The organism is Flavobacterium muglaense (assembly GCF_014305155.1).
In the GTDB taxonomy this organism is placed as follows: Bacteria; Bacteroidota; Bacteroidia; order Flavobacteriales; family Flavobacteriaceae; genus Flavobacterium; species Flavobacterium muglaense.
The window spans coordinates 44422-67960 of record NZ_JACRUK010000013.1 but is presented as its reverse complement, the minus strand read 5'-3'; the positions used below and the strand labels follow the sequence as shown (position 1 = coordinate 67960).

Below are 23539 nucleotides of genomic sequence, written 5' to 3'. Positions count from 1 at the left end.
ATTTATTGTTTTAGGTTTGTTAAATCCATGAATACATCTTCAATTGTGGTTTTGGATTTTTTAATGACAAGTTCTTGATGTCCTTTTTCTTTGAGATAATTTTCTAATTCGTCCGAATTAAATGCTTCGTTTTTGTCGATATAATGGATGAATTCTCCAAAAGCAAAAACACTGTATTGTGTGGGATAATTTTTTAAATCATGAAGCAATTGATGCGTGTTTTTGGACTGTACATCATAGATCGTTTTGTCGTAATTCTGAATAATTTGGTCAGGTGTATCAATTTTTAAAATACTTCCTTTTTGGATCAGTGCAATTCGGTCACAAAGTGCAGCCTCATCCATGTAAGGGGTCGAGACGAGGATGGTGATTCCTTTTTGCTGCAAGCGTTTCAGCATTTCCCAAAATTCTTTTCGAGAAACGGGATCAACACCAGTTGTGGGTTCATCAAGAAACAACACTTTAGGTTTGTGAATTAAAGCACAACACAAAGCTAGTTTTTGTTTCATTCCTCCAGATAGTTTGCCGGCACGCCTTTTTTTGAAAGGCTCAATTTGAACATAAATATCCTTGATGAGGTCGTAATTTTCTTCTAATTTGGTTCCGAATATAGTGGCAAAGAAATTCAAGTTTTCTTCGATGGTTAAATCTTGGTATAACGAGAATTTTCCGGGCATATATCCCACAACAGACCGGATAGATTTATAGTCTTTGACCACATCAAAACCCGCCACAGTTGCTGTTCCTTCATTAGCAAGTAGGAGCGTAGTTAGGATGCGGAAAAGCGTTGTTTTTCCAGCGCCATCAGGACCTATTAGTCCAAATAATTCTCCTTCCTTTACTTCAAAAGTAAGGGCGTTCACCGCCAGGTTGTTTTGGTAGGATTTGGATATATTTTGGACTTGAATGCTCATTATTTTATCAATAAAAAATTACTAAGTTCGATCGCGTCGAGTTTGTGTTTTACATTGGGTTCTATATTCACGTAGTCACCGGATTTCAATGGAATAACCGTTTCTTTTTCATCGGTGTAAACGGCATTTCCTGAAACACAAACTAGAAGTACAGGGACTTTAGTGATGTGTTCTTTTAGTTGTTCTCCTGCTGCAATTTGCAACGAAATCACTTTGCCTTCGGTAGCGGAGAAAAGTACTGCTGTTTGTACGGCTTTTGTATCGGTATGATTGTCTTTTAAGTTCATTTTGTTTGTATTAAAAGTTTTAAAATAAAAAGTAGTTTTTACTTTTTGTAGATACTTACAAAGTTTTATCAACCATGTAGGATTATTTTTTATTCCCCCTTTGGGGTTAGGGGGCTATCCACATTTCGGCAGGCATTCCTATTTTTAGGCTGCCGTCATTTTTTACTTTTATCTTGATAGCATAAACAAGATTGACGCGTTCTTCTTTGGTTTGAATGATTTTCGGACTAAATTCAGCCGAAGCCGATATCCAAGAAATAGTTCCTGAATAGTCTTTCATCTCTGATCCCGAGTCAATTTTTACCGCCACTTTTTGACCTATTTTTATTTTAGGCAATTGTGTCTCGCTGATGTACACACGCAAGGTCATTTCGGATATATCGGCAATTTTATACAATGGTTTTCCAAAAGCGGTAATTTCATTTGGCTCGGCATATTTGGCTAAAACTGTCCCTTTTATTGGGTTTACAATTTTGCTTTTAGCGATTTGATCGTTTATTTTTTCAATTTGTACGTCAATAGATTTCGCCTCGTTTGTGATAGGTGCGTTTTGTGTGCCTACGCTTTTCATCTGCTCTTTTAATACGTTTACTTTTCCCACCACTTCGTCCAGTTGTCGTTTTGTAGCAGCATTTTCGGCATACATATTTTCGATTCTTTTTTTTTCGATCAAAGTCGTTTTTAATTGTTCTTGCAACACTTGATCTTGTGATAATACGTTTTTTGATTTAGAAAAAACGGTATTTCTACTAGCAATAAGTTGCTGCTTGTTCCAGTACAATTGCGTGGTATCAACTAGTCCTATTTGGGTGTTGGGTTCTAAAACGCTTCCTTCTTCGATGTTGAAAGAAATTAGTTTCCCATTGGCTTCCGCCGAAATCGTTACTTCAGTAGCTTCAAAATTTCCGTATCCATCTGCTTTGTCATCGTTTTTATTACAAGAAAGCAAAGAAGCGAGAATCAATAATGCGAGTGTTTTTTTCATGTTTATTTTATATTTGAATTAAGAAAGTTCAACAGTTGAAACATTCAAAATTTATAATTCATCATTTATAATTGTTTGTAATCACTTGATAATTTGCCTTAGCTAAAGCCAATTGAATTTGGTGGAGTTTTTCGTTTGTTTTTGCTTCGAATAAATTAGTGAGTTCCACCAAATATTCAGATGCGGTAATGACTCCGTTTTTGAGTTGCGCATCCGAAGATTTAACTACGTATTCTCTCAAATCTATTATTTCAAAATCGGTAGTGATGATCTCCTCTGTTTTCTTGATTTCGTTTTCCATTTCTTGCAATTGTAACTTGGTATTGAGTTCAAAAGTTTCTTTCTCAGTAGTCACAATAGCTTCCGAAACGGTTAATGCTTGTTGTTCTGTTTTGGATTTATTCCAATCAAATACATTCCAATTGGCTTTTACACCCAAAATGTAAAAGGGTTGAAACGAATTGTCTAGCATGTTTAAACCAGGATTTCCATAACCTGCTTGGCCAAAAGCATTTATTTTAGGCAAATTGTTTTTTGTAATTAAACTTTTCGAAAGATTGATTTGCTCGTTTTGTAAGTCGAATAATTTAAGTTCAGGGCGATTGTTTTCGCTGGTATAAACTGTAGTAGTTTTTGGTTGAACCAAAGTAACTTTTTCATCAATAGTAGAATAGGTAAGGAGCGACAAACTTTGTAAAGCTCTATTTTTATCAAATCGAATTTCAGTAAGTTGTTGTTTGATTTTTATTTTTTCGGCTTCTAGTACTTTTTCCGAGGCGGGCAGAATGGCGCCAAATTTCACGCCTGCTTTTACCTCTTTAATTTTCGAATCTAATTGTTTGTCTTTGTCCGCAAGTAAATTGTGACGTTCTTGTAACAATAAGGCAGAAAAGTACAATTGGTTGATGCGGCTTTTTAATTGGTACAAACTCACTTCCGTTTGCTGTTGTTGCAATTTGGTTTGTGCTTCTTTTATTTTTGCGGAAGCATCAATTAAACCGCCATTATACAACAACTGACTAAAATCAACGGTAGCTTTGTATTGGTCTTTATTGGGTGGATTTATCGTAACGTTTGGTAATGCAATAGGCAATTGCGTCACTGCCGATTGATAAGTGGCTTGTGCGTTTAAATCAATTTTGGGTAATTTTCCGGTGTTCAAGGCTTCGGTTTCCAAGTCTGATTTTTGTTGCAATAAGGCGTTTTGTTTGGCCAAAGGATAATTGGTATTGGCTAATGCATAACAATCCTCGAGCGACAAAGTAGTTTGTGCTTCAGCAAATATTGGAATGGCTAAGAATAAAATTAAAATTATTTTTTTCATTTTTTTATCGAATTAATAATTTGTTCGGCAATGGTCGTTTTTCGTTCTTCCATCATGAGATTGAACTCGGCATCATCGAGATGCAAAATTCCTTTTACCATCATTTGGGCTGCAAATGGGAAAACGGTCATCGAAAAGATATCCAGTACTAATTGTTTTGGATTCATAGGTTTTATGATGCCTAAGTCGATTTCTTTTTTGATTTGATCAATTAATAAGTACGGATTAGGACTGTTTTCATTTTTGAAAAAATTTTTAACAAATTCGGGATTGTTATTCATTTCTTGAATCACAAAAGGAGGTAAAAAGGGGTTCACAATCACAAACGAAATGTAACTGTGGGTGAATTGTTTTATTTTTTCAAAAATGGTCTCATTAGAACTAAAGATGGCATTGATTTGTGGCGCTAGCTGCGAAAAAGCATTCTTGAACACGGCCTCAAATAACAGTTGCTTGTTTTTAAAACAATAATGCAGCATGGCTTTATTGATGCCCGCTTCATCTGCAATTTCTTGCATGCGTGCACCAGCAAATCCTTTCTTTTGGAAAACAATTCGAGCCGCGTTAAATATTTTTTCTTCGGTGGTCATTTTATATTAACTTTTTAGTTTAACCGTTTGGTTAACAAAGATAGAAAAAAAAAGCAATTGAATTACTTTTTTTCTGATTTTACAAATATATTGAAAATTAATCCCCCCATTAAACTTCCATATAATGTGGAGTTTAGGGGTTTGGAGGTAATGGCGCAAGTTCCAGATACACAGCCTACAAAATGGTAGTATGCGTATCCTGCAATGGCTCCAACTGCTATACCAGCTCCAGTAATGATCATTGCTTTTCTGGTCATGAATTACTTTTTTCTAAAATAATTTTTAGGATGTCGCTTTTTTGAACAACCCCAGATTGTCTCCATAATTGTTTTCCGTTTTGGAATAAAATCATGGTAGGAACGCCACGTACTTGGTATTGAGCAGCTAGTTGTTGGTTTTTGTCAACGTCAATTTTGATAATTGAAATCCCATCAGCTAGTTGATCTTTGACCTCTTTTAAAATAGGACCAAGGACTTTGCAAGGGCCACACCAAGTGGCAAAAAAGTCTACTAAGACTGGTTTGTCAGTATTTATTAGGGTATTAAAACTACTCATCTTTATTGTTTTTATAGGATGGAACTTCGCATCCGTTTAAATGACATCCAGTGTTAAAAACGGCTTGAAATAAGAAAAATGCAGCAACAAAACCCAGTAGAAACAATTCGTACTGAAAAGCTTGCTGAATAAAAAAGATACCTATTGCTAGACGAATCCAGCGCATGGGATGCCAGTTTGTAAAAAGTATTTGTTTCATAATGCTATTGTTGTGATGGTATATGCACCATCGGTTGCTATTGTTTTTTGTAATTCTTTTAGATCTAGTACGGTTTCACTTACTATAACTATTTCAGTAAAATCAATATTAATCGATGTATTTAATACAGCAGGCATTTTTGCTATTTCCGAACTGATTTCTTGAGCTACAGCAGCTGTTTTTATTCCGTTTAAAGCATACAGCACGACTGTAACATTCTTGTTTTTTTGCAATTCGATAAACAATTCCGAGTTGGCTCTTGGCGCAATTGAATTGTATGCTACATCCATATTCAAGAAATGAAACGCACTGTAAAAAAGCGGTTCGTATTCTTTTTGGCTTCCGCCAAAAGGAGGTCCTAAGTTAAAAATTCGATTAAATAGCAATCCAGCTAGAATGCCGTTTTCGGCAAGAAGATCGTGTGTTTTCCAAACATATTTTTGACGCATACTAGGAGGTAAGGCACAAAAAAACGTTTGTTCAATAATCAAATCATAACGACCTTGATGCTGAAAGTAATCGCCTAAAAGAACTTGGATATGCGTATTGGTAATGAACTTTTCTTCAATTATTTTTACTAAGGTTGGCGCAATATCAATTACGGTTATATTAGTAAAACCTTGCTCTAGCAAGTACGATGCTTCATAGGTGTTGCCGCAACCCGGTATCAAAATAGCGATATTTTTATCTTGTAAAGTATCGATATAGGCTTTGATAGGCGGAGAAACAAGTCCTAAGTCCCAACCCGTTGCTTTAGTTTGGTATTTAGCATCCCAATAGTTTTGATCAAGTTGCTGTTCTGCATTATTTGGGAGGTCATTACTCATAATATTGTAATTTGTAGTCACCTACATGTTTTCTGTTCTCAGAAATCATTTTTTTATGTTTAAAGAAATTCAAAATTCCTAAGACTAAAATGACGAATGAAATGCTATAAAAAGCCAATTCGATTAAAAAACTATTTTCAATTTGCAATACATTTCGAGTACTTAATCCAGCTACTGCAAAGTACATTGCGGTACGTAAAAAAGCTAAAAGTGTGGTTTGATTTGCCAAAGTGGTTCTTTGTAAAGCCAGGCTTTCTCTTAAAATTAATTTTTTATCGATTGGTTCAGTCATATTTGAGTTTGATATTATTTGGTTTCTTTCTTGCACGTACTGATTCCGAAAGGAGCATATAACGGGCAAAAACTTATAAAGCTAGTAATTATAAAAATGGCTGCGAAAGCACCAAGAACTAAAGCTATTGTTCCGCTAATTGTATCTGTAAAGTACAAAACTGCAATTACAAAAGCAATAATTACTCGGATTGATTTATCGGCTAGACCCATATTTTTTTTCATAATATAAATTTTATAAGTGGATATTAATTTGTTTTTGGTAGTGTATTAGAGTGTTTTACTCTGACAAACAAAATCAGTTTTTGGTATTGTTGTTTTTGCAATAGCATTAAAACCGCCTTCAATTTCTTTAAAGTTTCTAAAACCTCTAGCTTGCAAAATAGAAGCTGCAATCATGCTACGGTATCCGCCGGCACAATGCAAAAAGAAAGGCTCTTTAGGGTCAATGTCCTTAACCCAGTCATTAATATTTGACAATGGCTTACTGTACGCTTCGTCAACATGTTCAGCAGCATATTCTGTTTCTTTACGAATGTCAATTACTTTGCTTTCGCCAATTTTTACTTCGGTATTAAATTGATCAGCTGTAATTCTATTTACGGTATCGATTTCTTTTTTTGCTTTGGCCCAAGCCTCAAATCCGCCGTCAAGGTGACCAATTAAATGATCAAAACCTACGCGGCTCAATCGAGTTACTGACTCTTCTTCTTGACCTATTTCGGTTACAAGTATAATAGGTTGTTTTACATCGGCAATCAAGGCACCTACCCAAGGCGCAAAATCACCGTCGATACCTATATTGATCGATTGCGGAATAAATCCTTTGGCAAAAACGCCATTTTTACGAGTATCGAGAATTAGTGCACCAGTATCTTCGGCAACAGCCTCAAAATCATTGACAGCAATGGCTCTCATACCATTGTTTAATACCGTTTCAAAGCTTTCGTATCCTTGTTTATTCATGGCTACATTCATTCCAAAATAAGCAGGAGGAGGCAATAAGCCATCGGTTACTTCTTTGATGAATTCAGCTTCGGTCATATTAGCTCTTAAAGCATAATTGGTTTCTTTTTGGTTCCCAATAGTTCCTACCGTTTCTTTACTCATATTTTTTCCGCAAGCACTACCAGCACCATGCGCAGGGTAAACGATCACATCATCAGCCAGCGTCATTACTTTATCTCTTAAAGAATGAAATAATGTAGCTGCCAACTGTTCTTGAGTCATGTGTTCTGCTTTTTGAGCTAAGTCAGGTCTTCCTACATCACCTATAAATAAAGTGTCTCCAGAAAAGATAGCATGATTTTTTTCGTTTTCATCAATTAGTAAATAAGTGGTGCTTTCCATGGTATGACCAGGAGTATGCAATGCTTTTATTGTGATGTTTCCAATAGTAAATTCTTGTCCGTCTGTAGCGATAATAGCTTCAAATTCTGGACTTGCTGTTGGTCCGTAAACAATTGGTGCTCCAGTTTCTTTACTCAAATCCACATGTCCCGAAACGAAGTCAGCATGAAAATGGGTTTCAAAAATATATTTTAATTTGACTTTGTCTCTTTCTAATCTTTCAAGATAAGGTTGCACCTCACGAAGTGGATCTATAATTGCAGCTTCTCCATTTGAAGTGATATAGTAAGCACCTTGTGCTAAACATCCTGTATATATTTGTTCTATTGTCATGATAGTATTTTTAATTATTGTATTGCAAAGGTAATTGTTGTGTTTGTAATAGAACGTGACTAATGTTACATAAACAGCTTTTTTTCAAGTGAAATTCCTTTAAAACAAAGGTACTGAAATAGATTCGTATGTGGTATGATATTTATCAGTACAGCAGCACCGATGTTCTTATTTGAATATAATTTCTTTGGCAATAATATAAATCCCCATAACCAAAACAAACCAACCAAAAGCCGGTTTTAATTTGGCTCCATCAATTTTTTTAGATAGCTGAGTTCCTATAAAGAGACCAATGATAGCCATAAAAGAGATCAGAAATAGCAGTTTAAAGTCAAGATGTACACCGCCTATTAAATCACCACCAAAACCAATTAATGAATTGATAAATATGATAAAAAGAGAGGTTCCTACGGCTTGTTTAATAGGTAAGTTGGCAAAGAATAATAAGGCAGGAATAATTAAAAATCCGCCTCCAGCACCTAGGAAACCAATTATCAATCCCACCAAAAAACCAATAATAGCCAGCATTTTAAAATTAACAACCACTTGCTCTTCTTGTCTTTTTGATTTTCTAATCATCGAAATGGAGGTTGCGATCATCAATAAGGCAAAAACAACCATGATAACGAGGTTTTTTGTCACCTCAAAAGTTTGAATGTAAAATAAAGAATCGGGAATTAAATGCAATACCATTTTTCGAATAAAAAGCAACGAAAGAATGGATGGAATGGCAAATACTAAAGCCGATTTAATTTTTAAATTTCCTAAACGGTAGTGGCTATAGGAACCAATCATAGAAGTCATTCCAACAATAAAAAGCGAGTAGCTGGTAGCCTGCTCTGGATGTACATGAAATAAATAGACTAAAATAGGTACAGCAAGTATGGAGCCACCGCCACCTATTAAGCCAAGTGAAAGTCCAATTATAATTGAAGCTAAGTATCCTACTATTTCCATGTATTATATTTTCTGGCAAAGATGATTTGTATTTTTATTAGCTACAGTAACATTTATCACATTGGGTGATTTTTTTATTGCAAAAGTTCGATTTGATTGCGATGCAAACTGACCAAACCGCGCTGCTCCATTTTTTTAAGTAGTCGGGAAATTACTTCTCTGGAGGTGTTTAGTTCGGTTGCGATTTCTTGATGGGATACTTTTAAATCTTTGGAACCGCTTGCTTCGGCATATCTTTTTAAGTAAAATTCCAGTCGCTCATCCATTGCTCTAAACGCGATACTGTCTACCACTTCTAGTACTTCTTCAAAACGTGTGCGGTAGGTAAAAATCACAAATTCATACCAGCTGCGGTGTTGCATCATCCATTTTTCCATTAGCGTAAGCGGAATCATAATGAGTTCAACATCTTCGGTAGCTTTGGCCATGATTTGACTCGTTTGGCTTTTAGTAGCGCAAATCATCGATACGGCACAAGCTTGGCCGGGTTGCAAATAATACATAAAAAACTCACCGCCATTTTCGCCTTCGCGGTAAATTTTAATTTGACCTTTAGTCAGCAGCATTGTGTTATTAATGTATTGTCCAGTGCGCATTATTACATCTCCAGCTTTGTAGGATTGATGGATGGCGTTACTTTCAATTTCTTGAATCAATTCGGTCGAAAATGTAGGGAAATTAGCTTTTAGAGAATCTTGCATTGGTGGCTTTTTAGTATTCAATTTTGGTTGTACTTATGTAAAAGTACATAATTAATGGAGATTTGAGTAGTATTATGAGAGGTCTATTTTGTCTTTTTTTATATAAAATGAAAATACATTTATAACAACTAACCTATCGATTTTGTAGAGTATTTTTAAGAATTAGCAAGGAAAAATGCAATTAATTGATTATTAAATAGTCTCGAAATCGTTTTCCTTGAATTAATATTTAAATCACATTTTGTTAGTTTTTAGTTCGCAAAAAACATCGTATTTTTACAAAAAACAATAAGATGAACTTAACACAAGAAGATTGGATTTCTCAGCTTGAAGCTGATGAGAATGCAGTAATATTAGACGTAAGAACAGAGGACGAATGCAATGACGGTATAATAGAGCACGCAATCAATATAGATATTCATCAAGGACAAGTTTTTATTAATGACATTGAGGCATTAGATAAAACAAAGAACTATTATGTATACTGTCGTTCTGGGGCTAGAAGCGCCAAGGCATGTGAGATTATGAATGAGTTAGGTATAGCTCATGCCTATAATTTGACAGGAGGTATACTGGCATGGAATGGAGATATCGTTTCACCCTAAACAGAGAGAGGCTTTTGGCCTCTTTTTTTTATTAAAAACTAAGAACTAAAAACTAGAATATGAATACAATACCGGAAGAATTTCAAATTAAAGAGTTACTCAATCAAGATACCTATTTAGTAAATGGAGAATTGAAAAAATGGGAAGGACAAACGTCTCCTGTTTTTTCTACAATTTCATCTACTGCGGATTATGTTCCTACTATTTTAGGGTCTATTCCGTTTATGGGAGAGCAAGAAGGATTAGAAGCTGTAAATGCTGCTGACGTTGCCTATAATAATGGGCAAGGATTATGGCCTACTATGAAGGTAAAAGACCGTATTAAATGCATGACTCGATTTGTGGTGCAAATGGAAGCCACACGTGACGAAGTAGTAAAATACTTGATGTGGGAAATAGGGAAAACGCTTGGTGATTCTCAAAAAGAGTTTGATAGAACGGTAGAATACATCTATGACACTATTGAAGATTACAAACAATTAGACCGTAACAGTGCTCGTTTTACAAAAAGCCAAGGGGTTAATGCTATGGTACGCCGTGGACCACTAGGAGTTGTATTGTGTCTAGGGCCTTATAACTATCCTTTAAACGAAACTTTTTCATTACTTATTCCTGCATTAATTATGGGGAATACAGTGGTTTTTAAACCAGCGAAGCACGGGGTTTTATTGTTGTCACCTTTATTAGAAGCTTTTAGAAATAGTTTTCCAGCGGGTGTAATAAATGTGGTTTATGGACGTGGTCGCGAAGTAGCGTCACCGATCATGGCTTCGGGAAAAGTAACCGTTTTGGCTTTGATTGGAAACAGTAAGTCGGCTATTGCATTGCAAGATCAACATCCTAATAAAAACAGACTGCGTTTAATTTTAGGGCTTGAAGCCAAAAACCCAGCGATAATCCTTCCGGATGCCGACTTAGATCTAGCGATACAAGAATGTATTGCGGGAAGTTTGTCATTCAATGGACAACGTTGTACTGCTTTGAAAGTACTTTACGTACATGAAAATATTGCAGTGGAGTTTAACAAACGATTTGCAGCCAAGGTTGATGAATTGAAGTTTGGAAATCCATGGGAAAAAGGCGTGTCATTGACACCACTTCCAGAAAAGGAAAAACCAGCTTATATTCAGGAACTAATTGATGATGCTACAAGCAAAGGAGCAAAAGTGATCAATGAAAAAGGAGGACAGCATTCTTCTAATTATATTTTTCCAGCCGTTTTGTTCCCTATAAATAAAGAGATGAGAGTGTATCATGAAGAGCAATTTGGACCAGTGGTGCCTATCTTGACTTTTAATGATATTCAAGAACCTTTAAACGACATGGCCGAATCAAATTACGGACAACAGGTGAGTTTATTTGGTCAAGACATCAAAACAATAGCACCGCTTATTGATACATTAGTAAACCTAGTATGTCGTGTAAACTTAAACAGTTCATGCCAGAGAGGTCCCGATATTTATCCGTTTACAGGTCGTAAAGATTCGGCTGTGGGAACTTTAAGTATTCATGATGCCTTGCGTTCTTTTTCTATTAGAACCTTTGTAGCGGCAAAAGACAATGAATACAACAATGAAATTTTACAAGCATTATTAAATAGTGATCAATCTAATTTTATCACTACCGATTATATTCTGTAAATAAATCAGCAATAAACAATTAAGCCTTCTCGATTTGAAAAAACGAGAAGGCTTTTTTATATAATCTACTTAGAATAGTAGTAAAAAATATTTTATTATTATATTTACTAAGCTACTAATTTAAAAAACGGAGCTATCAAAAAGAAAATTAAAATAGTAAAAGAAAAAATCCACGGTAGATTGCATCGTGCGCCTTACTACAGTCACCCAAAACTAAAGTTTATTCCTAATATTGTGGTTAACACGATCACCTTTGCAATTGCTTTTGCAATCATTGCCTTCATTGCTTATCAGCTGATTCATTTTTTAGCCAATCGATTTTATAATTTTTATTAATTAATCAGGTGAACCAAATGTTTGCCAATCTGTTTCGCTTTTGGAGGAGGTAATAATTATAATTTGACCTTAAGTGATTCTGATTTGTCAAATATTGCAGGGAGATTCAAAGACAAAATTTACCAAGCCATGGCCGACCCCAATCAATTTAAGCGTGTAAATCTGCCCATGCATTCGATGGGTATATGTATTTATTAGGTCTTCAGCCGGGAGAATTTAACACATGTTTAGGTATAGAATAATTGTCTAATTTGAATTTAATGTTGGACATTGATTGTAAAAGTTTCATGATTAAAACGTTGGTAGATGGTGCTATTGTCGAAGGATTGGATTTTGTGTTAAAATCGGCTAATTAATAATTGGTATGTTTTTTGCTTTTTCTTTCTTTAGTTAATTAAAATTATGGTCCAGCGTAAGTTGTTTTTTCGACAAAACGATATAAAAAACATTAAAAATAGATTTTATTATCACTAGTTTCCTGTTTTTCTTGTAGCTTTGTGTTTTCGTACGAATTAGTTTATTCAATTCAAAGTAGTGTATTACAGTTTGGTTGAATGACACCCTAAAAATTTACATCCAATTAAATAAAAAAAGCATGAAAAATATTTTAATACTACTATTTGTAGGTTTGTCTTTCACAGGCGTAAAAGCGCAAAGTTCTGAAAAAGAGGTAAAAATCAATAACTTTTTAGAAGCAGCGATCAAAGAATTCCAACTGGATAACGAAAAAACATTTCAAGTGCTGGAAGCGCGACAAGCATATATGGCAGAAGATGATGATAGTAATGGAAAAAGTTCTGCATCAAATGGAATAGGAGTTAAAAAAGAGCAATCGGCCAAAAAAACGAAAGAGTTTATAGATGCTTTTTCAAAAATAACAGGTAAGAGTGCTAAAGAAGTTCAGGCTTTTATGGATAAAATGATTGATCAGGATTAATTTTCTAGAAAGAATTAAAAATAAGAGAAACCCATTGTAATCAATTTGCGATGGGTTTTTTCTTTGTGTAAAATTGGATTAATTATCTTTTGTAGCTAGATTAATGCTTTCTTTTTTTAGAACTAAGCGTTGATCCGACAGAGGCAATGACTACGCAAAAAAACAGCAATAAGTTCATTTAAGGTAAGGTATTCTTGCAAAAACAACAACCCACAAATAGAAGCTGCGGCAGGTTCTAAGCTCATTAAAATACTAAAGGTTCGGGCAGGTAATTGTCCAAGTGCTTGCATTTCTAAAGTAAATGGAATCGCACTGGATAACAATGCGAGAGCCAGTCCTAGTCCAAGAAATGAAGGAGTCATATTCTCAAAACCATGACTCATAATTCCAAAGGGAAGGATCAACAGTGTCGCAAAAAGCATTCCTGTAGCAACAGCTTCGCCTCCTTTCATGATTTTAGATACTTTACCACCTAGTACTATGTAGGCCGCCCAAAGCGCTCCAGCGGTTAAAGCGTACAAAACACCAACTAAATCTACGCCATTATCTGCCCAAGGGGCAATCAATACAATTCCAGAGGCAGCTAGTACAACCCATAAATAATCCAGCCATCTTTTTGATCCTAAAACAGCTACTACCAGAGGACCTATGAACTCCAGAGTAACTGCTAGTCCAATGGGAATTCTTTCAATAGCCATATAAAAAATCAAATTCATAGCACCAAGTGACAGGCCATACGGAATGACAATTGTCCATTGTGGTTTGGTTATTTTTGATAAATTAGGTCGGTAAACTGCGAGTAAAATAATGGCTGATAACCCGATTCTTATCGATGCAGTGGAAGCAGCTCCAAGAGCTGGGAACAAGGTTTTAGCAATTGCAGCACCTGATTGTACACTGATAATGGCAAATAAAACGGCGGGTATTGGCGGAATGTTATAAAACTTATTTTTCACTTTGAACTTGCGTTGTTGGGCGGTAAAACTACAAAAATAAGCGGTAGAAAATTCGTAAAGTTAGTAAGGAGTATTGTATTATAATCAGCAACCTTTTGTAGTTTTGGCTTATTTTTGAAATAAAATATAAAAGATGAGTTTTAAGCATATATTCAAAGCGCGATTGAATTGGTTTTCAAAAGGAAAGCAACAACAGACAACTGCTAAAATTCACACAAAAAATCATACCGTTTCCTTCGCAGAAAAGCCCGATTTGAATGTCTCGGCGGCTAAGGCTTTCAAAGGAGATCCGCAATTGTACAATCCCGAAGATTTATTGCTCAGTAGCATTGTTTCGTGCCATATGATGTCCTATTTGTATGTTTGTAGTCAAAACGACATTGAAGTGGTGACTTATACAGACGAAGCCGAAGCAACTCTGGAAGTACTAGACAATGGTAGCGGTCGTTTTACAGAAGTGCGTCTGTATCCACAGGTAAAAATAACCCAATCCGAAAAAATAGATCTCGCCATTGATTTACATAAAAAAGCAAACGAACTTTGTTTTATTGCTAATTCGTGCAATTTTCCTATTGTGCATTTTCCTAGTTGTGAGACCATTTAAGGGGAATAAATCCCGAACTAGATAAATTGGAGTATGGTTTTGACTAAGTTCCCAATTGAGAATAAAAAAGACATTTTGTTAGATAGAATGAAAAAGGAATAAAAGTTCTTCGTATCCTAACAATGGTAACGCTTTAGTAAACACTATGAGTTTTTTTGCTTGCTAATACATTGCTTTATCTGTGTTTTTGAGCGCATTATATGTAGAAAGGTTCATAAGTTGACATTTATCATATATAAGTGATACTTCTTTTCGTTATATTTGTAAAAGTATAACGAACGTATTTTAGTTTTGAAGATAAAGAGTAAAATTTGGATAGAAACAGAGGAGGGCATTCTCATTAGTGAAGGCCGTGTTCAATTATTGAAATTGATTGCCGAAACCGGCTCGCTGAATAAAGCAGCCAAAGCCATGAATCTATCCTACCAAAAAGCTTGGAAATTAGTAGACGTGTCCAATAAAGCGGCAAGCAGTCCTTTGATAGCAACCCAAGTGGGTGGAAGCAAAGGCGGCGGTACGATATTAACTCCCTATGGCGAATCACTCATAACCTCTTTCGAATCTATTAATGCAGCTTGTTGGGAGTTTCTTGACGAACAGCTCAAAAAACATTCGCTATGACTGCCGTAGATTTATTTGATATCCCTTTGTTATTCATTTTGTTAGCTATCGTTGCTTTTTTGTATGCTAGCGTGGGACATGGAGGCGCAAGCGGGTATTTGGCATTAATGAGTGCTTTTGCTTTTCCGGTAACGTTTATGAAACCAACGGCTTTAGTGCTTAATATTTTGGTTTCGGGAATTTCATTCTATTTTTATTATAGAGAGAAAAAATTCAAGTGGAACTTATTTTATCCTTTTGCAATAACCTCGGTTCCTTTTTCATTTTTGGGAGGATATCTTACGGTTCCCACTTTTTATTATAAAATAATTTTGGCGACAGCCTTAATTTTTGCGGTGATGAGGTTGTTGGGTTTCTTGGGAAAAACGAAAGAGGAGATAACGCCCGTAAATATATACCTAGCCTTATTTGTGGGAGCTGTTATCGGGCTTTTGTCTGGTTTGATAGGTATTGGTGGTGGTATAATATTAAGTCCTGTAATCCTTCTTTTAGGTTGGGGGACAATGAAAGAAACGGCAGCAGTTTCGGCCTTGTTTATACTTGTCAACTCAATATCCGGAATTTCTGGTTTCTTGCTTAAAGGTGGCTTGCTTCCAGAATCGTCGTTGCCATTGATTGGAATTGTTTTTATAGGTGGTTTTTTTGGCGCTTATTACGGGAGCAAGAAATTCAATACACTGGTTTTACGAAATGTATTGGCGGTAGTACTCAGCATAGCAATTTATAAATTATATGTAACCGCATGAAAAATAATGTAACCGCATTTATATTGGCAGGCGGAAAAAGCCAGCGCATGGGAACCGATAAAGGCTTGTTGCTTTTGAACGGAAAACCATTTGTGAGTCATATTTGTGAAGCTGTAAGCCCTATTGTGGGCGAGAATATTGTTATTGTTTCGTCGAGTACCGACTATGATTTTTTGGGTTATACCCGAATTGAAGATATAATAGAAGACAAAGGGCCTGTGGGCGGAATTTATACTGCTTTGCAACAGACCAAAACAAAATTAAACTTTGTCCTAAGCGTGGATGCGCCTTTGGTTACAACCGAATTGTTACTTTGGATTTTCAAAAATCACGCGGACTCCTTTTTAATGACTCAGGTGAAGGCCAATGATAAAAGCTATCCTTTGATTGCGATTTATGACCAATCGGTAGTAACTGTTTTTGAGGATAATCTAAAGCGAGACCAATTAAGATTGCGACGTGTACGAGATGAGATTGCGCATCAAACGATTATAGTTCCGGAGAAATGGAACGATCAAGTGCAAAATATAAACACACAAGAAGAATATCAAAAAATAATATCATGATTATAAATATCAAATATTTTGGTTTACTGGCTGATATCACTAAGAAGAAAGAAGAGCAAATGGTGTTGGATGAATCCAGTTTTTCTGTTGGTTTTTTAAAATCTAAAATGGAATCAGCGTATCAAGAATTACAAAACACCAATTATTCAGTTGCTGTAAATCAGGCAATGGCGGGCATGGATACCAATATAAAAGACCAAGACATAATTGCATTTCTACCGCCATTTGCGGGAGGATAATCACCTAACCCCTGAAAGGGAATAAAATTCTTTAATGAAAAATTCAACACGATATACCAGACAAATAGCGCTACCAGAAATAGGAGCGTTAGGACAGCAAAAATTACAGAACGCTCGTGTTCTAGTAATTGGCGCGGGTGGTTTGGGTTGTCCTGTTTTGCAAAATTTAGCAGCTGCAGGAGTGGGGTGTATCGGAATTGTAGATGGTGATATCGTCGAAGAAACCAATTTGCATCGACAATTGTTGTATACTTTAAAAGATTGCGGAAAAAGTAAAGCAATAACGGCTGCTAACGTGATTAAAGAACTGAATCCTAATGTTGAAGTTAAGGTGTTTCCTGAGTTTTTTAATACTCAAAATGCCTTTGAAATTGTAAGCAATTATCAGATTATCGTAGATTGTACAGACACGATTAGTGCTCGTTATTTGATTAATGATGTTTCACTAGTCAAAAAAGTTCCTGTTGTGTACGCATCAATTTACAAATTTGAAGGGCAGGTTTCAGTTTTTAATTATAAAAATGGACCAAGTTACCGTTGCTTATTTCCTCAAAAGGAGGGGTTGAATGCCGTTCCAAATTGCGTTAGTTCGGGAGTTTTGGGCGTTTTGCCCAATACACTTGGTGCACTCCAAGCTACCGAAGTATTAAAGATTATTCTTGAAATAGGAAGTGTACTGTCAGGTAAATTATTACTTTATGATGCATTACAGTATCAAACACAAATAATTGATTTCAGTAAAAATCCTAGAGAAATTGAAAACGGACTTAAAAACGGTTTTTTAATCCGAAATCAAGATTCTGATAAAGTAGGCGCAACTCTAACTCAAGAAACTTTTTTAGAAAAGTGTCGTCAAGACCATTGCGTAGTCATCGACATTAGAGAGGCCTACGAAGAACCGAAATTCAACGAGCTTAATGTGGTCAACGTACCACTTGCTGACTTGGAAAACTATTGCGGTACGCTTGATAAATCGCAAGAGATTGTTTTGTTCTGTCAAAGTGGACAACGCAGTGAACTTGCTTTGGCCTATTTAAAAAAAGAAGGATTTACGAAGCTTTCTCATCTTGAAAAAGGAATTGAATCTATAAAAATACATTTAGAAACAAAATAATAATACCAATATAATGGCAACAACAAAACCTAAAAAAAACTCTTTCATTCAAGGAGCAATATCCTCAGATTTCATTGGAAATGCTATTGCAAAGCATCAGAGTAAGACCACTATTGGCGCTCATAATATTTTTTTAGGGCAAGTTCGTGCCGACGTTATTGATGGGAAAACAGTTGTAGCTATCGAATATTCGGCTTACGAGGAAATGGCCGAACAAACTTTTCATGAAATTCGAGAAGCGGCTTTCGCCAAGTATGAATTGTCATGTTTACATATTTATCACAGTCTAGGAACGGTAAAAACAGGGGAGATTTGTCTTTTTGTTTTTGTGTCGGCATCAAGACGAAAAGTGGTGTATGAAGCTTTAGAATTTTTGGTCGAAGAAATAAAAGAAAAGACCGCTGTTTTTGGTAAAGAAATAATGGATGACGAGAGTTATAGTTGGAAAGAGAATTCTTGAGAGAGGAAAGAAACAAGAGTTAAGAAACAAGAGGTTAGAGTAAACAAAAGGGTTTTAGATAGATTACGATTGATTCCTAATATTTTGTCTAAAGGACTGTTAAAGAGGTTTAAATCTTTGGTTTTTAGTAACAATAGATGAACTAGAATTTGATTCAATAACGTGGTTTTGCGTGAGGGATTGAAGTGTAAATCCTTTTTTGTGGCTTTTTCCGCCACCAAAAAGATTGTAACGGAAAGCCCGACCCGTAGGGACACGCCCAAATAATATAAACGAAGCTAAAAGCCAAGTGCCAATAGCCAAAAGCAATAAAATGGTAGACATTACACATAAAATAATTACGCTTCGCACTGCAACGGCACAGGCCATCGTAAAAGTAGGCTCGCCTGACACGATGAAAGCGATATTGGATAAAACAGTTCCTAAAGGCGATGTGCTAGAAGTAGCAAGAACCGCTGGGCTTTTTGCAGTGAAAAATACTTCTAATTCTATTCCGGATTGCCACCCCATGCCAATTGAATATACTGGAATCGACTATGAATTTTTGGAAGATTCGGTTTTAATTAAGGTTACCGTAAAAGCAATTTATAGAACAGGTGTTGAGGTCGAGGCCATGCACGGTGCTTCGATTGTGGCATTAACGATGTACGACATGCTGAAACCTATTGACAAACAAGTGGAAATTTCGACCATTAAATTATTGCATAAAAAAGGCGGAAAATCAGATTATGGCAACAAAGAAGTACAAGATTTATCAGTAGCGGTAATGGTCTGTTCGGATAGTGTTTCAAGCGGAAAGAAAGAAGATAGAGCAGGAAAAGTAATCTCGGATAAAATCAAAAATTTAGGATTAAGTGTTTCTAATTATATCGTTATTCCGGATGAGGTTTTAGACATTCAGGACACCATTAATAAATTATGTGCTAAGAATATGGACTTGGTTATTTTGACTGGAGGAACAGGATTGTCTGACAGAGATGTCACTCCTGAGGCGGTGATTCCGTTGCTTGACCGTCGCATTCCCGGTATCGAGGAAGCGATTCGCGCTTACGGTCAGGATCGCACGCCTTATGCGATGTTATCGAGAAGTGTTGTAGGTTTTAAAGGCGATACGTTAATTATGGCCTTGCCCGGATCTACCGCAGGAGCGGGGGAATCAATGGATGCCGTTTTTCCTTCGGTTTTGCATTTGTTTAAAATTTTAAAAGGGTTCAACCATGGAAAATAACATTCAAATGCAGGATACTCACGGTCGCGGACACAGCTATTTGCGCATTTCAATTACTGAGAATTGTAATTTGAGATGTACGTATTGCATGCCGGCCGAAGGGATTTCGCTTACGCCAAAAGCCCATCTGATGACTGCAGATGAAATTGTTACTATAGCACAAACTTTTGTAAATCAAGGTGTAAACAAAATCAGGTTGACAGGGGGAGAGCCTTTGGTTCGAAAAGATGCCAAAGATATTATGCTGCGTCTTGGGAAATTAGGAGTAGAACTCACACTGACTACAAATGGAATCTTGGTTCATGATTTTATAGATACTTTTAAGGAAGCGGGTGTTCATACACTAAACCTAAGTATTGATAGTTTGCAAAAAGAGAAGTTCAACCAGATTACCCGCAGGAATTATTTCGATAAATTCAATGAAAACTTGGAGTTGCTTGACGCCAATGGTTTCCAGTTGAAACTGAATGTGGTAGTTATGAAAGGCTTTAATGACAATGAAATCATCGATTTTATCGAATTGACCAAAAACCGTAATATCCAAATTCGGTTTATCGAATTTATGCCTTTTGATGGCAATCAATGGAACAAAGAAAAGTTGGTTTCTTATGCCGAAATCCTTTCACAAGTCAATGATAAATACAGTGTTGAAAAAGTAGAACGCTTGATCGATAAACCACATGACACTGCCAAAAATCATAAAATAGCATCCTACAAAGGGCGTTTTTCGGTGATTAGTTCCGTTACAAATCCTTTTTGCAGTAGCTGTAACCGCATCCGATTAACCGCCGACGGTAAACTTAAAAACTGTCTTTTTTCGAATTCTGAAACTGATTTATTACAAACGCTGCGTTCTGGAGGAGCTATTGAACCACTTATTTTTCAGAATATAAAATCAAAACACGCCATGCGTGGCGGCATGGATGACGATGCTAAATTTCAAAATCCGAAACTCTTTTCTCAAAACAGAAGTATGATAAAAATTGGGGGATAGTTTTAGTTTAATAAAAGGGTTCAAAAGAAAAGGATTATGTGATTCCTGATTTTGTTTTTTTTTATGAATGTCCGCAATTCATACCAAAAAAAAAATGCCTTTTATACACCATTAAGAAAATTAAGTTTTGGAGCTTAACCAACCTTAATTTCTTAATGGTGGAAAATAAAAAATAAACTCCTTTTGCGGTAAACCGTAATATGTATGAATTTATTTTCAATACCTTAGCGATTGGAATTAAATGAACACTAAATAATGGCAGCCGAACAAAAACAAAAATTAGAACAACAACTCTGGAACATTGCAAACACCCTACGTGGGAAGATGGACGCCGATGATTTCCGTGATTACATATTAGGTTTTATTTTTTATAAATACCTGAGCACCAAGATGGATTTGTATGCCAATACCATCCTAAAACCAGACGGATTGACCTTCCAAGAAGTCGAAGGACATCAAGAAGAAACCGCCCTTCTGGAAGAAATAAAACAACTCGCTTTAGACAAACTAGGCTACTTTTTATTGCCTTCTGAATTGTTTTCAGAGTTGGCAAGAAGAGGCAACGCAGGCGGAAAAAACAATTTTATTTTGGGCGATCTCGCCAAAGTACTCACCCACATCGAGCAAAGCACCATGGGATCGGAGAGCGAAGACGACTTTGGAAACTTATTTTCTGATCTTGACCTTACCTCCCACAAACTAGGGAAATCCGAAGCCGATAAAAACGAACTCATCGTAAAAGTCCTCATACATCTGGACGAAATCGACTTTGACCTAGAGAATACCGACAGCGATGTTCTAGGCGATGCTTACGAATACCTAATCGGGCAGTTTGCCAGTGGCGCAGGCAAGAAAGCAGGGGAGTTTTATACCCCGCAACAAGTCAGCAGCATCTTGGCACAACTAGTAACCGTGGGCAAAGACAAGCTAAAAAGCGTTTATGATCCCACCTGTGGATCCGGCTCGTTATTATTGCGAGTAGCCAAAGAAGTCAAAGATGTCAGCGCCTTTTACGGACAAGAAATGAACCCTACCACTTACAACCTCTGTCGCATGAACATGATCATGCACGACGTACACTACAAGCGGTTCGACATCAAGAACGAAGACACCCTCGAACGTCCACAACATTATGATATGCGTTTTGAAGCCATAGTGGCCAATCCGCCATTCTCGGCCAATTGGAGTGCCAGCCCGCTACACATGACCGATGAGCGTTTCTCGGCCTACGGAAAACTAGCCCCATCCAGCAAAGCCGATTTTGCCTTTGTACAACACATGGTGCACCAACTGGATGACAACGGAACCATGGCAATCGTATTACCTCACGGCGTTTTGTTTCGTGGCGGTGCCGAAGGTCACATACGCCAATACCTAATCAAAGAGAAAAATTACCTCGATGCCGTAATAGGCCTACCCGGCAATATTTTTTACGGAACCAGCATCCCAACCTGTATTTTGGTTTTAAAGAAAGACCGAAACAAGGATACTGAGCGGAGTCGAAGTATTCTCTTTATCGATGCCAGCCAGCATTACGAGAAAGTAAAAACCCAAAACGTATTGCGTACCCAGGATATCGACAAAATAATCGATACCTATAAAAACCGCACCGCCGAAGATAAATATTCTCATATTGCCGTTGCCGCGTCAATTGCCGAAAATGATTATAATTTAAATATCCCGCGCTACGTAGACACCTTCGAAGAAGAAGATGCCATAGACCTAACCGCCATAACAACCGAATTAAGAGCATTAGCCACCCAAGCCAAAACCACCGATGCCACCATCGCAGGATTTTGCACCGAATTAGGAATCGAAACCCCATTTTAATCATGAAAAACAATTTAGACACCAATGATTTGGGCGTTTCCCTATCGGGTCGGGCTATCCGTTTCAATCTTTTTTGCCCAAAAAAGGGCAAAAAAGGATTTCCACTTCTATCCCTAACGCAAAAAAATCCCTGCCATGAATAAAGTATGTATTCCAAAATTACGATTTTGTGGGTTTGAGGGGGAGAATAATACGTATGAAAAATATTCATTTAAAGATATGTTTCTGTTTTCAACAGGGAAAAATATTAAGCAAAATGAAGCTTCTCCTGATTTTGAAACACCTTGTGTCAGGTATGGAGAATTGTACCATATGTATAATGAAGTAATTCATAAAGTAATAAATAAAACCAACCTTGATAAATCAGAACTAGTTTTTAGCAAAGGAAATGAAATTTTATTGCCTTCTGCTGGCGAAGATCCTTTAGATATTGGTTCAGCATCAGCATTAACAATTGAAAATATTGCAATTGGAAGAACAATAAATATTTTAAGCCCAATTAAAGAAAATGTTTATTCGCAGATTTATGTTTCATATTATATCAACGAAAAATTAAGAAAGAAAATTTCAAAGTTAGCTAAAGGCTCAAGTATTAGTAATGTCTATAATTCTGATTTAAAGACCTTAGCAATTACACTTCCATCCCTCCCCGAACAACAAAAAATAGCCTCATTTTTAAGTTCGGTAGATGACAAAATACAGCAATTGTCCCGCAAAAAGGAACTATTAGAACAATACAAAAAAGGCGTAATGCAACAATTGTTCTCGGGTAAATTGCGGTTTAAGCCTGCCCAGAGCGAAGTCGAAGGGATGAATGGGGAAGATTATGCGGATTGGGAGGAGAAGAATTTGGGGGAGGTTGCTACTAAAAAATCTTCTAATATTTCGGCAAATAAAATTGAAGATAATTTTGGAGACTTTATCATTTATGGAGCATCAGGAATATTAAAGAAAGTTGATTTTTACAAAGAGGAAAATGATTATATAAGTATCGTAAAGGACGGAGCTGGAGTTGGTCGATTATTTTTCTGTAAAGGAAAATCTTCTGTATTAGGAACAATGGAGTTAATAAGCCCAAAACAAAATATTGATACCTATTTTTTATATTGCTTACTTTCTAATATTGATTTTGTTAAATATGTGACAGGTAGCACAATTCCTCATATCTATTTTAAAGATTATTCCAATGAAATTTGTGGTATTCCCTCCCTTCCCGAACAACAAAAAATCGCCAATTTTTTATCGGGCATCGATGATAAAATAGAAAATACGCATCAAGAAATAAATAACATGCAAGGATTCAAAAAGGGGTTGTTGCAACAAATGTTTGTGTGAAAAAAAATAGTGAA

Annotated in this window: 28 protein-coding genes and 1 pseudogene; 14 read left to right on the top strand and 15 right to left on the bottom strand. The window is 36.2% G+C overall.

What is annotated here, in order from left to right; translation table 11 throughout:
- Window positions 1-2: 2 nt before the first annotated feature.
- From H8R24_RS07670 to H8R24_RS07605, 14 genes are all read right to left on the bottom strand, one after another.
- Window positions 3-914: an ABC transporter ATP-binding protein gene (locus H8R24_RS07670; RefSeq protein WP_187017977.1), complete on the bottom strand. Its 912-nt coding sequence runs from the start codon at window positions 912-914 to the stop codon at window positions 3-5.
- Window positions 914-1201, bottom strand: a complete 288-nt coding sequence (locus H8R24_RS07665; protein ID WP_187017976.1) for a cupin domain-containing protein — start codon at window positions 1199-1201, stop codon at window positions 914-916. The genes H8R24_RS07670 and H8R24_RS07665 overlap by 1 nt, the downstream gene beginning before the upstream one ends.
- A 106-nt stretch (window positions 1202-1307) precedes the next feature.
- The gene (locus H8R24_RS07660) at window positions 1308-2186 is read right to left on the bottom strand and encodes an HlyD family secretion protein (RefSeq protein ID WP_187017975.1); all 879 of its coding nucleotides are present in this window, start codon (window positions 2184-2186) and stop codon (window positions 1308-1310) included.
- A 61-nt stretch (window positions 2187-2247) separates the two neighbouring features.
- The gene (locus H8R24_RS07655; protein WP_187017974.1) at window positions 2248-3510 is read right to left on the bottom strand and encodes a TolC family protein; all 1263 of its coding nucleotides are present in this window, start codon (window positions 3508-3510) and stop codon (window positions 2248-2250) included.
- Entirely contained in the window at window positions 3507-4100 is a 594-nt protein-coding gene (locus tag H8R24_RS07650; RefSeq protein WP_187017973.1) for a TetR/AcrR family transcriptional regulator, read from the bottom strand. Before H8R24_RS07650 ends, H8R24_RS07655 begins: the two co-directional genes overlap by 4 nt.
- A 62-nt stretch (window positions 4101-4162) precedes the next feature.
- Window positions 4163-4357, bottom strand: a complete 195-nt coding sequence (locus H8R24_RS07645; RefSeq protein ID WP_187017972.1) for a DUF6132 family protein — start codon at window positions 4355-4357, stop codon at window positions 4163-4165.
- The gene (gene trxA / locus H8R24_RS07640; RefSeq protein WP_187017971.1) at window positions 4354-4656 is read right to left on the bottom strand and encodes a thioredoxin; all 303 of its coding nucleotides are present in this window, start codon (window positions 4654-4656) and stop codon (window positions 4354-4356) included. The genes H8R24_RS07645 and trxA overlap by 4 nt, the downstream gene beginning before the upstream one ends.
- On the bottom strand, window positions 4649-4855 hold the full coding sequence (locus H8R24_RS07635) for a hypothetical protein (RefSeq protein ID WP_187017970.1): 207 nt from the start codon (window positions 4853-4855) through the stop codon (window positions 4649-4651). The genes trxA and H8R24_RS07635 overlap by 8 nt, the downstream gene beginning before the upstream one ends.
- Complete coding sequence (locus H8R24_RS07630; protein ID WP_187017969.1) at window positions 4852-5682, bottom strand: methyltransferase domain-containing protein; 831 nt, start codon at window positions 5680-5682, stop codon at window positions 4852-4854. The genes H8R24_RS07635 and H8R24_RS07630 overlap by 4 nt, the downstream gene beginning before the upstream one ends.
- Complete coding sequence (locus tag H8R24_RS07625) at window positions 5675-5974, bottom strand: DUF202 domain-containing protein (RefSeq protein ID WP_187017968.1); 300 nt, start codon at window positions 5972-5974, stop codon at window positions 5675-5677. The genes H8R24_RS07630 and H8R24_RS07625 overlap by 8 nt, the downstream gene beginning before the upstream one ends.
- 14 nt (window positions 5975-5988) lie before the next feature.
- The gene (locus H8R24_RS07620) at window positions 5989-6198 is read right to left on the bottom strand and encodes a YgaP family membrane protein (RefSeq protein WP_187017967.1); all 210 of its coding nucleotides are present in this window, start codon (window positions 6196-6198) and stop codon (window positions 5989-5991) included.
- Window positions 6199-6243: 45 nt separating this feature from the next.
- Window positions 6244-7656, bottom strand: coding sequence for an MBL fold metallo-hydrolase (locus H8R24_RS07615; RefSeq protein WP_187017966.1), 1413 nt, complete (start codon window positions 7654-7656; stop codon window positions 6244-6246).
- 168 nt (window positions 7657-7824) lie between these two features.
- Window positions 7825-8613, bottom strand: coding sequence for a sulfite exporter TauE/SafE family protein (locus H8R24_RS07610; protein WP_187017965.1), 789 nt, complete (start codon window positions 8611-8613; stop codon window positions 7825-7827).
- A gap of 74 nt (window positions 8614-8687) precedes the next feature.
- Window positions 8688-9314 (bottom strand): Crp/Fnr family transcriptional regulator, encoded by a 627-nt coding sequence (locus H8R24_RS07605; RefSeq protein WP_187017964.1) that lies wholly within the window; start codon window positions 9312-9314, stop codon window positions 8688-8690.
- Window positions 9315-9607: 293 nt separating this feature from the next.
- On the opposite strand from H8R24_RS07605, the gene H8R24_RS07600 reads away from it, so the two are divergent.
- From H8R24_RS07600 to H8R24_RS07590, 3 genes are all read left to right on the top strand, one after another.
- Window positions 9608-9919, top strand: coding sequence for a rhodanese-like domain-containing protein (locus tag H8R24_RS07600; RefSeq protein ID WP_187017963.1), 312 nt, complete (start codon window positions 9608-9610; stop codon window positions 9917-9919).
- Between the two features lie 59 nt (window positions 9920-9978).
- Entirely contained in the window at window positions 9979-11559 is a 1581-nt protein-coding gene (locus H8R24_RS07595; RefSeq protein ID WP_187017962.1) for an NADP-dependent glyceraldehyde-3-phosphate dehydrogenase, read from the top strand.
- A gap of 931 nt (window positions 11560-12490) precedes the next feature.
- Window positions 12491-12832: a hypothetical protein gene (locus H8R24_RS07590; RefSeq protein WP_187017961.1), complete on the top strand. Its 342-nt coding sequence runs from the start codon at window positions 12491-12493 to the stop codon at window positions 12830-12832.
- Window positions 12833-12932: 100 nt separating this feature from the next.
- Here H8R24_RS07590 and H8R24_RS07585 read toward each other — a convergent pair.
- Window positions 12933-13788, bottom strand: a pseudogene (locus tag H8R24_RS07585) (EamA family transporter).
- Between the two features lie 133 nt (window positions 13789-13921).
- Here H8R24_RS07585 and H8R24_RS07580 point away from each other — a divergent pair.
- The 11 genes from H8R24_RS07580 (at window position 13922) to H8R24_RS07530 (ending at window position 23525) form a co-directional block, all read left to right on the top strand.
- A complete protein-coding gene (locus H8R24_RS07580; protein ID WP_187017960.1) occupies window positions 13922-14392 on the top strand; it encodes an OsmC family protein in 471 nt (156 codons plus the stop codon).
- A gap of 411 nt (window positions 14393-14803) precedes the next feature.
- Window positions 14804-15013, top strand: coding sequence for a winged helix-turn-helix domain-containing protein (locus H8R24_RS18420; RefSeq protein WP_394354172.1), 210 nt, complete (start codon window positions 14804-14806; stop codon window positions 15011-15013).
- On the top strand, window positions 15010-15759 hold the full coding sequence (locus H8R24_RS07570; RefSeq protein ID WP_187017959.1) for a sulfite exporter TauE/SafE family protein: 750 nt from the start codon (window positions 15010-15012) through the stop codon (window positions 15757-15759). The genes H8R24_RS18420 and H8R24_RS07570 overlap by 4 nt, the downstream gene beginning before the upstream one ends.
- Complete coding sequence (gene mobA / locus H8R24_RS07565) at window positions 15756-16325, top strand: molybdenum cofactor guanylyltransferase (protein ID WP_187017958.1); 570 nt, start codon at window positions 15756-15758, stop codon at window positions 16323-16325. The genes H8R24_RS07570 and mobA overlap by 4 nt, the downstream gene beginning before the upstream one ends.
- Entirely contained in the window at window positions 16322-16564 is a 243-nt protein-coding gene (locus H8R24_RS07560) for a MoaD/ThiS family protein (RefSeq protein WP_187017957.1), read from the top strand. Before mobA ends, H8R24_RS07560 begins: the two co-directional genes overlap by 4 nt.
- Before the next feature lie 34 nt (window positions 16565-16598).
- Complete coding sequence (locus H8R24_RS07555; RefSeq protein WP_187017956.1) at window positions 16599-17678, top strand: HesA/MoeB/ThiF family protein; 1080 nt, start codon at window positions 16599-16601, stop codon at window positions 17676-17678.
- Between the two features lie 13 nt (window positions 17679-17691).
- Entirely contained in the window at window positions 17692-18138 is a 447-nt protein-coding gene (locus H8R24_RS07550) for a molybdenum cofactor biosynthesis protein MoaE (protein WP_187017955.1), read from the top strand.
- 313 nt (window positions 18139-18451) lie between these two features.
- Window positions 18452-19366, top strand: coding sequence for a bifunctional molybdenum cofactor biosynthesis protein MoaC/MoaB (moaCB, locus tag H8R24_RS07545; protein WP_187017954.1), 915 nt, complete (start codon window positions 18452-18454; stop codon window positions 19364-19366).
- Window positions 19356-20360, top strand: a complete 1005-nt coding sequence (moaA, locus tag H8R24_RS07540; RefSeq protein ID WP_187017953.1) for a GTP 3',8-cyclase MoaA — start codon at window positions 19356-19358, stop codon at window positions 20358-20360. Before moaCB ends, moaA begins: the two co-directional genes overlap by 11 nt.
- Window positions 20361-20615: 255 nt before the next feature.
- A complete protein-coding gene (locus tag H8R24_RS07535; RefSeq protein WP_187017952.1) occupies window positions 20616-22190 on the top strand; it encodes a type I restriction-modification system subunit M in 1575 nt (524 codons plus the stop codon).
- A gap of 135 nt (window positions 22191-22325) precedes the next feature.
- On the top strand, window positions 22326-23525 hold the full coding sequence (locus H8R24_RS07530) for a restriction endonuclease subunit S (RefSeq protein ID WP_187017951.1): 1200 nt from the start codon (window positions 22326-22328) through the stop codon (window positions 23523-23525).
- Window positions 23526-23539 lie beyond the last annotated feature (14 nt).

Bases quoted from the DNA above. Each gene is read 5' to 3' on its own strand.
- H8R24_RS07670 (WP_187017977.1), bottom strand. From the start codon at position 914: ATGAGCATTCAAGTCCAAAATATATCCAAATCCTACCAAAACAACCTG.
- H8R24_RS07665 (WP_187017976.1), bottom strand. From the start codon at position 1,201: ATGAACTTAAAAGACAATCATACCGATACAAAAGCCGTACAAACAGCA.
- H8R24_RS07660 (WP_187017975.1), bottom strand. From the start codon at position 2,186: ATGAAAAAAACACTCGCATTATTGATTCTCGCTTCTTTGCTTTCTTGT.
- H8R24_RS07655 (WP_187017974.1), bottom strand. From the start codon at position 3,510: ATGAAAAAAATAATTTTAATTTTATTCTTAGCCATTCCAATATTTGCT.
- H8R24_RS07650 (WP_187017973.1), bottom strand. From the start codon at position 4,100: ATGACCACCGAAGAAAAAATATTTAACGCGGCTCGAATTGTTTTCCAA.
- H8R24_RS07645 (WP_187017972.1), bottom strand. From the start codon at position 4,357: ATGACCAGAAAAGCAATGATCATTACTGGAGCTGGTATAGCAGTTGGA.
- trxA (WP_187017971.1), bottom strand. From the start codon at position 4,656: ATGAGTAGTTTTAATACCCTAATAAATACTGACAAACCAGTCTTAGTA.
- H8R24_RS07635 (WP_187017970.1), bottom strand. From the start codon at position 4,855: ATGAAACAAATACTTTTTACAAACTGGCATCCCATGCGCTGGATTCGT.
- H8R24_RS07630 (WP_187017969.1), bottom strand. From the start codon at position 5,682: ATGAGTAATGACCTCCCAAATAATGCAGAACAGCAACTTGATCAAAAC.
- H8R24_RS07625 (WP_187017968.1), bottom strand. From the start codon at position 5,974: ATGACTGAACCAATCGATAAAAAATTAATTTTAAGAGAAAGCCTGGCT.
- H8R24_RS07620 (WP_187017967.1), bottom strand. From the start codon at position 6,198: ATGAAAAAAAATATGGGTCTAGCCGATAAATCAATCCGAGTAATTATT.
- H8R24_RS07615 (WP_187017966.1), bottom strand. From the start codon at position 7,656: ATGACAATAGAACAAATATATACAGGATGTTTAGCACAAGGTGCTTAC.
- H8R24_RS07610 (WP_187017965.1), bottom strand. From the start codon at position 8,613: ATGGAAATAGTAGGATACTTAGCTTCAATTATAATTGGACTTTCACTT.
- H8R24_RS07605 (WP_187017964.1), bottom strand. From the start codon at position 9,314: ATGCAAGATTCTCTAAAAGCTAATTTCCCTACATTTTCGACCGAATTG.
- H8R24_RS07600 (WP_187017963.1), top strand. From the start codon at position 9,608: ATGAACTTAACACAAGAAGATTGGATTTCTCAGCTTGAAGCTGATGAG.
- H8R24_RS07595 (WP_187017962.1), top strand. From the start codon at position 9,979: ATGAATACAATACCGGAAGAATTTCAAATTAAAGAGTTACTCAATCAA.
- H8R24_RS07590 (WP_187017961.1), top strand. From the start codon at position 12,491: ATGAAAAATATTTTAATACTACTATTTGTAGGTTTGTCTTTCACAGGC.
- H8R24_RS07580 (WP_187017960.1), top strand. From the start codon at position 13,922: ATGAGTTTTAAGCATATATTCAAAGCGCGATTGAATTGGTTTTCAAAA.
- H8R24_RS18420 (WP_394354172.1), top strand. From the start codon at position 14,804: ATGAATCTATCCTACCAAAAAGCTTGGAAATTAGTAGACGTGTCCAAT.
- H8R24_RS07570 (WP_187017959.1), top strand. From the start codon at position 15,010: ATGACTGCCGTAGATTTATTTGATATCCCTTTGTTATTCATTTTGTTA.
- mobA (WP_187017958.1), top strand. From the start codon at position 15,756: ATGAAAAATAATGTAACCGCATTTATATTGGCAGGCGGAAAAAGCCAG.
- H8R24_RS07560 (WP_187017957.1), top strand. From the start codon at position 16,322: ATGATTATAAATATCAAATATTTTGGTTTACTGGCTGATATCACTAAG.
- H8R24_RS07555 (WP_187017956.1), top strand. From the start codon at position 16,599: ATGAAAAATTCAACACGATATACCAGACAAATAGCGCTACCAGAAATA.
- H8R24_RS07550 (WP_187017955.1), top strand. From the start codon at position 17,692: ATGGCAACAACAAAACCTAAAAAAAACTCTTTCATTCAAGGAGCAATA.
- moaCB (WP_187017954.1), top strand. From the start codon at position 18,452: ATGGTAGACATTACACATAAAATAATTACGCTTCGCACTGCAACGGCA.
- moaA (WP_187017953.1), top strand. From the start codon at position 19,356: ATGGAAAATAACATTCAAATGCAGGATACTCACGGTCGCGGACACAGC.
- H8R24_RS07535 (WP_187017952.1), top strand. From the start codon at position 20,616: ATGGCAGCCGAACAAAAACAAAAATTAGAACAACAACTCTGGAACATT.
- H8R24_RS07530 (WP_187017951.1), top strand. From the start codon at position 22,326: ATGAATAAAGTATGTATTCCAAAATTACGATTTTGTGGGTTTGAGGGG.